The 13594-nt window shown below is 60.3% G+C and carries 4 protein-coding genes and 5 pseudogenes; 6 read left to right on the top strand and 3 right to left on the bottom strand.

The window, feature by feature from the left end; genetic code table 11:
- Window positions 1-66 precede the first annotated feature (66 nt).
- The 4 genes and pseudogenes from A2I95_RS15950 to A2I95_RS15935 all read left to right on the top strand — a co-directional run.
- A complete protein-coding gene (locus A2I95_RS15950) occupies window positions 67-4812 on the top strand; it encodes a glycosyltransferase (RefSeq protein WP_291730925.1) in 4746 nt (1581 codons plus the stop codon).
- Between the two features lie 49 nt (window positions 4813-4861).
- On the top strand, window positions 4862-6964 hold the full coding sequence (locus A2I95_RS15945) for a heparinase II/III family protein (RefSeq protein WP_291730923.1): 2103 nt from the start codon (window positions 4862-4864) through the stop codon (window positions 6962-6964).
- 93 nt (window positions 6965-7057) lie between these two features.
- Window positions 7058-7484, top strand: a pseudogene (locus A2I95_RS15940) (transposase); the annotation flags it as partial.
- A gap of 262 nt (window positions 7485-7746) precedes the next feature.
- Window positions 7747-8553 (top strand): annotated as a pseudogene (locus A2I95_RS15935) (IS110 family transposase); the annotation flags it as partial.
- On the opposite strand, the pseudogene A2I95_RS15930 reads toward A2I95_RS15935, so the two are convergent.
- Window positions 8515-9506, bottom strand: a pseudogene (locus tag A2I95_RS15930) (IS256 family transposase); the annotation flags it as partial. The pseudogenes A2I95_RS15935 and A2I95_RS15930 sit on opposite strands and share 39 nt — an antisense overlap.
- Window positions 9507-9612: 106 nt before the next feature.
- Here A2I95_RS15930 and A2I95_RS15925 point away from each other — a divergent pair.
- Window positions 9613-10014, top strand: a pseudogene (locus A2I95_RS15925) (hypothetical protein); the annotation flags it as partial.
- Window positions 10014-10133: pseudogene (locus A2I95_RS15920) on the top strand (IS3 family transposase); the annotation flags it as partial. The pseudogenes A2I95_RS15925 and A2I95_RS15920, both read left to right, overlap by 1 nt.
- Before the next feature lie 48 nt (window positions 10134-10181).
- Here A2I95_RS15920 and A2I95_RS15915 read toward each other — a convergent pair.
- Complete coding sequence (locus A2I95_RS15915; RefSeq protein WP_291730921.1) at window positions 10182-11525, bottom strand: DUF6270 domain-containing protein; 1344 nt, start codon at window positions 11523-11525, stop codon at window positions 10182-10184.
- A gap of 191 nt (window positions 11526-11716) precedes the next feature.
- Entirely contained in the window at window positions 11717-13567 is a 1851-nt protein-coding gene (gene asnB, locus A2I95_RS15910; RefSeq protein ID WP_291730919.1) for an asparagine synthase (glutamine-hydrolyzing), read from the bottom strand.
- Window positions 13568-13594 lie beyond the last annotated feature (27 nt).

Here is a 13594-nt window from a genome sequence, read left to right as displayed (position 1 = left end):
TCTCCCCCGACGCAGAACACCCCAACCGGCCAGGACGGCAGCTCCGCGGAAAATATACGCAACCGCATGCATTGGATTGCGGCTCAGGTGTCGGGAGAGCACATCCTGGATATCGGCACCCGCGAGGGCGCGCTCCCGATCCTGCTCGCCCGGGAAGGTTTCCATGCTGTCGGCATAGACCTGGATGCAGAAGCCATCGCGCGTGCAAGCAGCGCCCTCAGCGCTGAGCCTGAAACCGTCCAGGAGCGCATTGAATTCCGCAATACAAACCTCTTCCAAGACGGGCTGGACGCTCTATTCGACACCATTGTTCTGAACGGCGTCATTGGAGATGTCAGTAATGTGCCGAATTTCCTGCGCCTCGCCTTCGCCCGCCTGAAAGAAAATGGCCGCGCTGTTTTGATCGCGCCTTTCGGCGCCGGCACCGGCACGAACCGCAAGCACGATTTCTGCCTGAGCGGTCTCAGCGCGCTGCTGCAGCCTTACGGGCAGCTGAACGTGATGCGGATCGAAGAGGGCGATATCCTGGCCGTCCTGACCAAGGCGGCCGGCGGCGCAGAACCTGCCCCCCTGCCCGCCCCGCAGCTGCTGGCCGAAACCGAACAGGCCGCCTTGAGGCTGCAGGCAGAGTTGCAAGCGTGCCAGGGCAGGCTGCGGCAGGACCAGCAGGACCAGCAAGCGGAACTGGCCGCCGCACGGCAGATTGCGGCGCATGGCGAACAGGCGCAGGCCTTGCTGCAGCGCGAGCTCGCCACCTGGCAGGCAGAAGCCCAGGCCGCCGGGGAAAAGCTGCGGGGGCTGCAAACCGAGGTGCGCAAACTGAATGCCCAGCTGCAATCCGCCCAGGAAGACACCCGCGACACCCTGATCCGCCTGCAGGCGGAATACAGCGCCGGCAAGGACAGCGCGGCAGAGCTCCGGGCCGCCCTCGAGGCCGACGGGGAACGCAGCGCTGCCCGGCTGGCGGAGGCCGAGGGGCAGATCGTGGCGCTGCAGGCGGACAACCGGGACCTTCAAGCGCAGCACGCCCGGGAAAAAGAGACCTGGGCCGCCCTGGAAGCCGGGCTGCAAGACGCTCTCGGCAAGGCGCAGGCCGGGAAGGAAGCCGCCGCCGCCCGGCTGGCGGAGGCCGAGGGGCAGATCGCGGCGCTGCGGGCGGACAACCGGGATCTTCAGGAGCAGCACGCCCGGGACAAAGAGACCTGGACCGCGCGACCCGAGCCGCAGGCTGCGGCACAGGTGGACAGCGCCGGATGGCGCAGCCTGCTGGACGCCCTGCCCGCAGACCTGGGGGCGGAGGCCCCCGCGGCCGCCAGCCTTTGCCTGCAGCTGTCCGGAGCGGCCGCAGCGGCCGATCCGGACGCCGCCTGCCTGTTCAGCTCCATCGCGCACCGGCTGGCGCCCGGGTCGCGCACGGACAAGATACACGGCTTCCGCCTGCTGCAGGCCGGTCTGCACGCGCAGGCGGCGGACCTGCTTGGCCCCCTGGCGGAAGCCGGCTATCCCGGCGTGTCCTCCCGTGAGCAGCGCGAAATCGAGGCGCTCCAGTCCGGAAGCGAACGCCCGGACGCGGCGCCGCAGCTGCGTGTGGCCGCGATCATGGACGAGTTCACCTACACGTCTTATGCGCCGGAATGCGATCTCATGCAGCTCACGCCGGACAACTGGGAGCAGGAGCTGCAGGACTTCCGCCCGCAGATGCTGTTCATCGAATCCGCCTGGCGCGGCAAGGGCGGCAAATGGGGCCCGAAGGTCGGCCATCTCAGCCCCGAGGTGCGCGGCATCGTGGCCTGGTGCAAGGACCGCCAGATCCCGACCGTGTTCTGGAACAAGGAAGACCCGGTTCATTTCGAAACCTTCCTGACCACGGCGGCGCAATTCGACATTGTCTGCACCACCGATCTGGACCGCGTTGGGCCCTACAAGGCAAAGCTGGGCCACGACCGGGTCTATTTCCTGACCTTCGCCTGCCAGCCCGCCATCCATAATCCAATCGAAACCTGGGACCGCCAGGACGCCTTCTGCTTTGCCGGCGCCTACTACGTGCGCTATCCGGACCGGACCCGGGATTTGGAGAACTTCATCGAAGCTCTGCCCGGTTTCCGGCCGCTCGAGATCTATGACCGCAACTTCGGCAAGGATCATCCCGACTACATGTTCCCGGACGCCTACAAGCCCTTCATTGTTGGCACGCTGCCGCCGGAGCAGATTGACCGCGCCTACAAGGGATACCGCTTCGGCATCAACCTGAACTCCGTCAAAAACTCGCAAACCATGTTTGCCCGCCGGGTCTATGAGCTGCTTGGCTCGAACACCATCACGGTCTCCAACTATTCCCGCGGGCTGCGGCACATGTTCGGCAGCCTGGTGATCTCCAGCGACAACGGCAAGGAAATCCTGGAGCAGCTGCAGAGTGCTGATCTGGACAAGCTGCGCCTGGCGGGGCTGCGCAAGGTTATGAGCGAGCACACCTATGGCGCACGGCTGAACTACGTCGCCCGCAAGGCCGGCCTTACGGAAGAGGCATACCAGCTGCCTCCAGTCACTGTGCTGGCACACGCACGGAACGAAAACGAAGCTCTGTCCCTGACCGCCCACTTCCGCCGCCAGGAAGGTGTGGAAGCGGCCCTTCTGCTTGTTCTGGACAGCAGCCTGGCCTATCTCGCAGGCGCGCTCGAGGACCACAACATCCAGACCGTCCCCGAAACAGAAGCTGCTGCTCTTCTTCTGGAGGAGGCTGTTGCTGGCGGCGCTTGGGGCGCCTGCATGACGGCTGCAGACTATTACGGGCCGAATTACCTGCGCGACCTGCTGCTGGCGACGCGCTACAGCCAGGCCGGGATCATCTGCAAGGCGGCGCATTATGCGTTTGAGGACGGCAGTGTGTCTCTCAAGGCTGACGGCCAGGCTTATCGCCCCGCCGCCACCGCAGCTCTGCGCCATGCCCTGCTGGCCCCCGGCTTTATCAGAGGGCAAACCCTGAAGCAGCTGCTGGAGGATCTCCCCAATGCCCGCGTGTCCGCGGAGCAGTTCCGGATACTTGCCATCGACCCCTACAACTACTGCAAAAACGGCAGCCAGACGGACGGCGCGCCCTGCTCCGGCGTTGCCGCCGCTGCAAATGATCTGGAAGTATTGAGTTCCGGCTACCCGCTTGCCGAACTGGAACATCGCGCTGAAACCTGCGTTCCGGCGGTGGATCCCATGACCAGCGCGCCTGGCATTGCAGCCACGGCTCTGATGGCAGAGGTCAGCGCCCCGGCGGACGGCAGCATCGAATGGGAAGAGGAAGCTGAAGGGCTCCTGGTGACCTCACAGCTTCCGGACGGCAAGCATGTCTATCTCTATCAGCCCGGTGAGCATGCCGTCAGCGATGTGAGCAAAAACGGCCAGCTGCGGCTGCATCTGGAAGCAGATCCGGGGCTGAATCTGCAATGCGCCGCCCTGTTTCTGGACAAGGACAAGCAGAGACTGGGCCATGTCATGGCCCCGATGAACAAGAACACCAAGGCCGGCCTTCCGGAAGGCACCGCCTGGGTCCGTTTCGGCTTGCGGATCTATTCAGGCGGCCAGGCCGTGGTCAAACGCCTGCTCCTTGGGGAGCGCGCGCCGCAGCCCCTTCCGGTCCTCAGCAAGGCACGCCATCTGGTTCTGACCAATCACTACCCGTCCTGGGAGGATATTTACCGCAACGGCTTCGTGCATAGCCGGGTCAAGGCCTACCGCGAGCAGGGCGAGGCGGTGGACGTCTTCCGCCTGCGCCCCGGCCGGGATCTGGCCTTCCACGAATTCGAGGGCGTCGACTGCATGACCGGCAGCCGGCAGCAGCTTAACGCGATGCTGACGCAGGGCCTGTACGACACGGTGCTGGTACATTTCCTGGATGAAGACATGTGGCAGGTGCTGGAGCCACATGTGCGCCAGGGCCTGCGCGTCGTCGTCTGGCTGCACGGAGCTGAGGTGCAGCCCTGGTGGCGGCGGGAGTACAACTACCGCACCGAGACCGAACTGGAGGCCGCCAAGGCCGCCAGCAGTAAGCGACTCGATTTCTGGCACCGCGTCTTGGCCGATATCCCGCCAAATCTACACTTGGTGTTCGTGTCGCAGTACTTTGCCGACGAGGTGATGGAGGATCTGGACATACGCCTAGCTCCGTCGACATACAGCGTCATCCACAATCCGATCGACACCGCTATCTTCCACTACATCCCAAAAGACATCCAGAAGCGGCTAAAGGTTCTCTCCATTCGATCTTTCGCTTCCCCCAAATATGCCAATGACCTCTCTGTGGAGGCCATTCTGCAACTAGCCGAAAAGGCATTTTTCAAGGAACTAGATTTCCGCATAATCGGGCGTGGTGCCTTGTTTGAAGAAACAGTGGCTCCATTACGGGGTTATCCGAATATCCATATTGAACAGCGTTTTCTAACACAGCATGAAATAGCTGAAACTCAACGTGAATATGGTATATTTCTCAACCCGTCCCGCTGGGACAGTCAGGGCGTGTCGCGGGACGAGGCAATGGCCGCGGGGCTGGTGCCGGTGACCACGGATGTCGCGGCGATCCCGCAATTCGTGGACGAGACCTGCGGCTTCCTGGCCCCGCCCGAAGACGCCGCCGGCCTCGCCGCCGCGATCGAAACCCTGTATCAGGACCCCGCCCGTTTCCAGAAAATGTCTGCTGCAGCCGCCGCCCGTGTGCGCAGCCAAACGGACCGGGATCTTATTATTGAACAAGAACTGCGCCTGTTTGCCACGCGCCAAGACCAAGAGGAAACATCAGGCCATGATGCCGGACTTGCAGCCCGCTGACTCCCGCCCCGCCGTACGACAAGAGCCCCAGAAACTGCCGGAATGCCTCGTGGGCCGACAGATCCTGGAGTACCAGCACTACAGCCGGGAGGGCGCCGGGGAGCACTGTTCCCGGGAGATGCTCTCGGGGGATGGTGAAATCACGTTGGAAAGCGCGCATGCCACCGCCAGCTATTCCGGCGAGCTCGGCAGCTACCAGCTGCGGCTGAAACTGCGAGAGGCAGCCCTGGCCAATGGCATCGGCGCCCGGATCCGGCTGCGCGGCTGGCAGCAGATCAGCTATATCGCCATTGGCTACACCGGCGACGGCGGATTCGAGCACGTCAAGGCCGGTAACCCGGCGCAGGACGAATGGTTCGACTTTTCCGTTGGCCATGGCGATCTCGCCTGGGGCTGGCGGCATGGCTGGGAACATCCCGAAGACGTCCAAGTCCCTGACATCCGGCTCTACATCAAGGGCACGCCGGGCGAGGCCGCGCATCTGGATGTGGCGGACATGCTGTTGTGGCGGGAGGCGCCGCTGGACGTTGCGGCGCTAGTCGGCCAAGACGTGCCCCTGCCGCCGCGGGTCCTGCACGCCATCCGCGCCTATGAGCTGAAATGCTTCCGCAGCTACCAGAGCCAGGCCCGGGCCTTCATGGAAGACGGAAAATGCCCACTCTACGGGGATGTGCTGCTGGACTGGCCCGGAGACGCGGTGCTGCCGCCTACCCTGCCGGAGACCGGCACCTACCAGTTTTCCTGGCATGCCCTGCACCCGGCGGTGATGCTGATGCTGCACGCTCACGACACCGGCGAGACCGGCCCGCTGTTTGCTGCACGCGACTTTGTCATGAGCTGGCTGGAGCGCAGCTACGACACGCCAGACGCCAATATCAAATACGCCTGGTACGATCATGGCACCGCGGAACGCTGCCTGGCCATGATCCAGCTTTATGGCCTCGGCCAAGCGCATGGCTTCGACGCACGCTGCCAGGACCGGCTGCGGCGCGCAATCTTCCGCCATGCCCAGCTGCTGGCCTCGGAAGTCTTCTATGCGGGCCACCAGTCGACACGCTACCACAACCACGCCTGGTTCCAGGACCTGGTGCTGCTGGCAACCGCCCTAGCCTTTCCCCGCTGGCCTTGTGCCACAATCTGGACCAAAACCGCCATCGCCCGACTGGAAGACCAGTTCGATAAGCTGATCGTGCGAGACGAGGGCTATTCGGTCTTTGTCGAGAACTCAATCGGCTATCACCACGGGGTGCAGCGGCTGATCGAATTTGCCGGAAACCTCGCAACCCTCAGCGGGCATCCCACCGAGATTCCCGCTGTTGCGGCGGAATTGCAAAAATTCTCGGATTTCTTCCGCTACCCCGACAGCCGCCGCACCCTCAGTCAAGGCGACACCTTTCGCTTGCCCAACCAGGCCGAGGCCAACCCGCGCGGCCAGATAGCCTACGGCAAGCCCGGTTTCACAGTGCTGCCAAAGGCCGGCTACGCCATATGGCAGGGCAACCACCAGGACCGCCCCTTCATGCTGACGATGCTGGCCACCTCACTGTCGCGCACCCACAAGCATGAGGACAATCTGGCTGTCTCGCTCTATTTCGACGGGGTGGAATGGCTGATCGACAACAGCTTCTATTCGCATGAATACACTAAGCCCCTGCCCGCCTACCTGCGCTCGGCAGCGGCCCACAATTGCGTCTGCCTGCCGGATCACAGCTATTCGATCGACCCCGGCCTGGCGCATCTGGAGGGCCGCAGCGAAGACGGCATCTGCACCGCCGAAGGCGCGCACGAGGCTTACGCGGGGCTGAGCCTGGCGCGGAGCGTGAGCGGGCGGCTGACCCAGCTGGACTTCACTGGTAAGGACGGGATTTCGCAGCCCCAGAAGACCGCGCAGCTGCGCTTCCACTGCGGAGAGCATGTCACGGCCCGGCTGGAAGACAGCCAGGCTGTGCTCACACACCCTGGCTCGGCGTTTTCGCTGATCATCGAGTTTGAAGGCCTGCCCGCCCGCATCGCCCGCGGCGATCAGGACAGCACGCCGATGGCCGGCCTGGTCGGGCATCATTTCGTGACCCACGCCGAGACCGACACGCTGATCATCGACCTAGGCGGCCAAGAGACAGCCCAGTGGCGGATCAAAGCGGTGAACGGATGAGCAGTTTGCGGTTGCTCTGCCCCCTGAAAACTGGATCGTGCGGATCTGGAGTTTCCCGCTAAGTTTTCCTGGCTGGGAGAGGAGCGGACTCACATGAAAGCATCAAAGTTCGCGGAAGTGCAGAAGGCGTTCATCCTGAAGCAGGGCGAGCAAGGCGCGCCGGTTGCGGAGATCTGCCGCAAGGCGGGGATCAGCCAGGCCACCTACTTCAATTGGAAGAAGAAATACGGCGGGCTGCTGCCGGAAGAGATACGCCGACTGAAAGCGCTCAAGGATGAGAACACCCGGCTGAAGAGTTGGAGGGAGACGCAAACAGTCCGGGGGAATGTTTGCCCCGGACAACCGTCGCCGACCTGACGCTTGATCGTGAAATGTTGCAGGACATCATTCGCCGAAAGCTCTGAAGCCTGGCCGTTTGCGCGAGATCGTTACCGGGATGTGCGTCGACTGAGGCGTGTCGATCCGGAAGGCCTGTGGGGCCATCTGCTTTGACACCTCCACCTACCACTACAAGTCCCGGGAGACTGTGCGGAATTTTGTGCCCTGGCGCCTTTTCTTACGCCAATGGGAAGCGTTCCTCGAACATGATGGCGAGCTGGCTTTTCACCGCATGCCATTCGCGCACTGAGATGCCGTAATGGGGCCTGCCCCGAGTCGTCACTGTTTTGGCTTGTCGTAACTGTGGAGGTGAGGTGTCGTTGCCCTTGGCACGCAATGCGTGCCTACGGGGTCTTGCCGTGAGGCGCGCCCCAATCCTGAACACAGAATGAAAGGGCAACGACATGGATCTGTTTATCGGACTCGACGTCTCGCTGGCAAGCACCGCGATCTGCGTTCTGAACGTGCATGGGAAGGTGATGAAAGAGACGACAGTGGCAAGTGAGCCGGAGGCGTTGGCGGGGTTTCTTCGCGATCTTTGCGGCAGCGTGATCACGGTAGGTTTGGAAGCCGGGCCGCTTTCACAATGGCTGCACAAGCACCTGACGGAGGCCGGCTTCGAAATCGTGCTGATGGAAACCCGGCAGGTGAAAGGTGCGCTGAAGGCAATGCCGATCAAGACGGATCGCCGAGACGCGCTTGGCATCGCCCGGCTTCTGCAGGTGGGCTGGTTCCGCCCGGTGCATTGCAAATCAGTGTCCGCCCAAGAAATGCGGGCGGTGCTGACGTCGCGCAAATCGATCCAGCAGGCCTGCCTTAATCTCGAGCAGTCGGTACGGGGCGTTCTGCGCAACTTCGGACTGAAGATGGGCAAGGTCGCCAAGGGCCGTTTCGAGGCCCGGGTCCGGGAACTGACCGTAGGCAACCCGATGCTGGAGGCCGCCGCAGACCCGATCCTGAGAGCGCGGGCGGCATTGAGAAGCGAATTGGCCGGACTGAAAAAACTGACCCGGGATCATGCCGGATCCGACCCGGTCTGCCGCTTGATGATGACCATGCCCGGTGTTGGCGCTGTCGTGGCGCTCACGGTCAAGTCGGCCATCGACGATCCGGAGCGTTTCCGCTCCTCGAAGGATGTTGGGCCATGGGTCGGGTTGACGCCGAGACGGGAGCAGTCCGGCGAGCGCGACATCATCGGCCGTGTAGACCGCCTTCAGAGCCGCGGCGACGGCCTTGCGGTCCTTGTAGCTGGCAAAGCTCATGGAATGGCGCAGCAGATGGACAATACAGGTCTGGACATGGGTTCGGGGGAAGGCCGCCTCGATGGCCTGGGGGAAGCCCTTGAGGCCGTCCACGACAGCGATCAGGATGTCCTGAACGCCGCGGTTGCGCAGATCGCTCAGCACCTTGGCCCAGAATTTGGCCCCCTCATTGGCCTGGAGCCACAAGCCCAGAACGTCCCTTGTGCCGTCTGTCACCCGGCAGGCGATTTGCATGGCAAATCTGCCGAGAGGGCGGCAGGATCGCCAGGGCCACGAAGACCGCCTTGTTCGAGACCGCGCCGTCGCTGCGGATGTTGACCCGGATCGCATCCATGAACAGTGAAGCGGGTCAGAAAACAGCGTGGGGCGCTGTTTTCCCGGTGAACGGATAGCAGGGCTCAAGCGGGCGGTTCTGCCAGGCCGTCACCTCCTGCATCACGGTGTCGGTGATGGCCGAGATCAGGCTGGGTGACGCTTCAAAGCCGTAGATCTCCTCGATGTGGCCTTGGATCTCCCGGGTCGTCATGCCGCGGGCGTACATGCTGATGATCTTGGTGTCGAACTCCGGAAAGCGGCGCTGATACTTGGCGATCAGAACCGGGTCAAAGGTCCCGTTCCGGTCGCGCGGAATGTCCAATACCACCTTGCCGGCGTCCGTGGCCACAATCTTCTGGCTGCTGCCCCTCTCCTGCCGGGCAGTGGTTGCGTCGATTGGCGGGCTGGTTCTGGCCTTCAGGCGGCTCCTGCGCGCGCTCTACGCTGAGATGTTCGTCCAACTCGGTGCTCAGCGCACGTTCCGCAAGCGCCTTGGTCAGTTCGGAAAGAATGCCCTCCTTGCCGAAAAGGTCGCCGGGCGAGCGCCCTTCCATCAGCCGGTCCAACAGGTCTTTGTCTATGCTCATACGTGGGTCTCCTCAAAATTGAGCTACCACGCCAAGGCACAAAATTCAGGATAGTCCCAGTCCCGGCGAACCACTGCCCGGCAGGACATCACGCAGCGATGTCCCGAGAGGGGACCAGGCTGCCGTCGAGCGGCGGATCAAGGAGATCGCAGAGACCCGCGTGCGTTATGGCTACCGCCGCGTCCACGTTCTTCTGAGACGGGAAGGCTGGGTGATCACATGAAGAAGGCCCGCAGGATTTACAATGGGTTGGGGCTTCAGCTCCGCAACAAGCACCCGAAGCGGCCGGTAAAGGCCAAGCTGCGTGAGGACCGCAAAGAAGCCGTGGGCCCGAACGACGTCTGGGCCATGCCTTGCCCGAAACGCGATTGCGGAAGCGCAATCTGCCGGCAGGGGCTTCGTCCACGACCAGCTTGCCCTGGGCAGGGGGTTGCGCATCTTGACGGTGGTCGACACCCATTCCCGGTTCTGCCCGGCGGCCGACCCGCGCTTCACCTATCGGGGCCAACACGCCGCGCCGCCGAACTCGCTATCTTCGAACACATCAACGGTTTCTATAATCCACGCCGCAGATACTCAGCTTTAGGCTGGAAAAGCCCCTTGGCCTTCGAGGCCCAGGCCGCATAAATGAGATTTTAGAGCGGCATCAAACTACGACAGGTCCAGATGCTCCCTCTAGTCTCCAAACATATACCTAGCGCACTCCTCCAGCGGGACCCCTTTGTACAGGTAAGAGGAGTATTTATTAAGATTCTCTCTGCTTATTGTAGCAATTACCTTGCCGGGAATTCCCCCAACGACACTGAAAGGTGGGATGTTATTTGTTACGACAGCGTTGGCGCCAATAATAGAATGATGACCCACGGCAATTCCCCCAAGGACTTTTGCCCCTGTCGCAATATAGACGCGATCCTCAATATACGGCGCCACTCTAACATTCCCAAAATCGTCCTTGACTGCCCTGCCGCCGCCGAGAGTAACGTTAGATCCTATATTGACAAAATCCCCAATTTTGCAATTTGCATTGATAATTACGCCTATCCCTCCGTAACCAAAAGTGCAGGCACCCATTTCAACACTGTTTGGAACAGATGAATTCCTAATTAAACTTATAAGCCTCTCACACTGCTTTGCCTTTAATACGTCCTTCTTCCGAGCGTACTTGACTCCAGCTTTGTGAAGCTCGGCTATTGTTGGTACCTCCTGAGAGCCTATAATCGGATCGAATATGGAAATTAGGTTTTCAACCCTAGCCTCAAGCGTCTGCTTTGTAGGTTCTGCCAAGTGCAATGCAGCCGCCAACTGCGAAGCGATGTAAGCATAAACGTCTTCTGAAACATTAGTAGGGTTGACCCCCATATTTTCTGGAGTTTGGGAGGCAATCCTCTCTCTGTCTATCTCCACAGACAGGCAGTTAGATAATCTTTTAAACCTTCTGTAGCACTCCCGTATAAGTTCATTTTTTTTATTTATTCCCTCTTTCTTTTCCTTCGAATATTCTTGGAGGCGCCCTGCCTCATCTAAAAAGTTATCGGGAATATATAACTCTACCAATACCAGCCGAATTCTGACGGGCAGTTTTTCCAAAAAGTTGACACACCCATCCTCCCAGATCTTCCATGCATCAGAGGAATCTTGAGTGATCACACACCACTCCTCATTAAATAGCGCATCCTGATTTAGGCGCGCGAGATAGTTTGATGCCGTAAGGCATGCTCTACTCTCAATATTCTTCTTATAATCAAAAACTTCATCAAAAAAGTCTACAAGAAGAATGTCTGTTTCCGCGGAGACCAGCTCCTCCATCAGCGTTTTGTTGAAATCTCTAGCCAGAACTTTTCTTGAAAAACTATCCAGAGCAGAAAATTCCAATGCACTTCTCCCCATTTTCACCTTGGGTCCAGTTGCCGAGGCTAGAGAAATCTTAGGCGCATACACCTTTTGAGAGAATGACCCATCCCCCAAGTAATATACTGCCCCCTTAAGAACGTGACTTCCCAATATGGATATGTTCAGCATTTATAACTTCCAGCGACTTTATTCTATATTTTTCGGATCTCGTCCGTTTGACATGGAATCAACGAGTGACTAACCGCACACCTAGATACAGCTTTTGTCTCCAATACATCAGGTCGCAGACGCCACTGCATATTCTTATCTGACCGATGGATGTCTTCACACTACCTTACCCGTTTTTCTTCGCATGGTCCTCAGAACTTCTTCAACCATTGGTTCACTGAGTACAGAATCCAAATACGCGTTCCCGACAGCGCCGGATCGCGAAGGCGTTCAAAGTAATTTGCAGCATAAGCCCTATCGACATAGTCGAATAGCGGCGCCTCCGGGTCCCCCAGCACCTCCCGTTCGAACCGGTCCTTCAGGGCCGTATTGTACAGCGTTTTGAACTCGTGCCCGAAGCCGAATTTCGGCCGCTCGGTGATGTAAGCAGGCAGATGCCGGCGGGCCAGATCGTAAATCCATGCTTTTGCCTGGCGGCCGCGGTTACGGGTCTCAAAGCGACTGCTCAGCACGGCCTCCAGAAGAGCGCGGCTCAAGAACGGCGCCCGCGCCTCGACCGATTGTGCCATTGAGCCATAATCGAGCCGTGGCAGCAGGAGTTCCGGCAGCCGCAGCTTGTACTCCAGGTTCAGAATCTTCCGCGCATGGCCTTCGCTTCCAGGCACGCGGATGTCCTGCATCACGTCATGGAAGATGTCATAGGTCGTCCGCTCCGGCGCCTCACCGCGCCAAAACTTGTCCTTGTTTACCTCGTAGAACCCGAAACACAGCCGCCGGGGGATCAGACGGTCGCCATCGACCAGCGAATGCACCCACGTCTGCCCATGCGGCCCGTCCGTCTCAAACGCCTGAAACTCGTCCATCGCATCGAAGTAGCTGTTGTAGGCGCCCAACTCGTCCCCGCCTTCGCCAACCAGCAGAACCTTGCTGCCGCTCTGTTCCCGGACATGGCGTGACATGGCCGAGATCAGCACCATATCCGGCCAGGAGACAGGTGTATCCTGGACTGCGGAGCTCAGCCCTTCGAACTCATCCCAGAAATCCTCATCCTGCAAACTGACATTGAGCAGGTCCACGCCGAGATTCCTGCTGAATGCTCTTGCGATCACGGCTTCGTCGCCGGAGGCCCGGGTGCCCGCCCGGGTGACATTGACCGCACACAGGCGCCTAGAGCCCCCCCCGGTGCCCTGCCGCCTGATCTGTTCGGCAAAGGCCAGGTTCAAGGAAGAATCGAGACCGCCGCTCAAGGCCACTGCAAGCGGCGTGTCTGACTGGCTTTGCAGGGAAATACTCTCTGCCAGGGCAGCCTCCCCCCGCTCCAGTATGTCTTCGTAGGAAAGATCTTCCACACGGTTCAGGATGTCCGCAATGTCCCAGTAGCTTTCTTCAACGGCCGTTTCCGGCCGCTCCAGCCTGATTTCAAGCAAGCAACCAGGCTTCAGTTTCTGCACGCCCTTGAACAGGGACATTCCCGGCGGTGGCGAAAGCATCGTGAGATAGTGATACAAGGCCTGCTGATCCACCGCCTGGCGGCCTGCACCGGCCCCTGTCAATACCCGGGCCTCTGACGCAAATGCAATCTGCCCGCCTGGCAGCCGCGTGTAGTACAATGGCTTTTCGCCAATCCGGTCCCGGACCAGGATCAGCGAGCCTTGCCGCCGGTCATAGATTGCAAAGGCAAACATGCCTTCCAAGCGGGAGAAAAACGATTTCCCTTCCAGCGCATAGCCGACCAGCAGCACCTCGGCATCGGATCGCTCCGTCCTGAACGGGTAGCGTTTCTCCAGTTCTCCCCGCAACTGGCGCCAATTGTAGATTTCCCCATTGAAAACAAGAACAAAACCGCCATCAGATGTTTGCATCGGCTGATTTGCAGCAGCACTTACATCCTGGATACTCAGTCTGGCATGCCCGAGTGTCAGCCGGCCGTCCTGAAACACGCCTGCCGCATCCGGGCCGCGCGCAGACATGCTTCGAAGCATTTCCCGGATGTTAAATGATGCCTCTGCCTGTCTCCCCAGGAACCCAGCAATACCACACATTCCTCATGTTCCCTTTTAAGCACAGGC

It is taken from the genome of Leisingera sp. F5, assembly GCF_001593695.1.
Note: the sequence above shows the minus strand (reverse complement) of the source record. Positions and strands in the feature narration are given on the sequence as shown.

Coding starts and splice junctions, on each gene's coding strand:
- A2I95_RS15950 (WP_291730925.1), top strand. CDS start 67: ATGCATTGGATTGCGGCTCAGGTGTCGGGAGAGCACATCCTGGATATC.
- A2I95_RS15915 (WP_291730921.1), bottom strand. CDS start 11,525: ATGCTGAACATATCCATATTGGGAAGTCACGTTCTTAAGGGGGCAGTA.
- asnB (WP_291730919.1), bottom strand. CDS start 13,567: ATGTGTGGTATTGCTGGGTTCCTGGGGAGACAGGCAGAGGCATCATTT.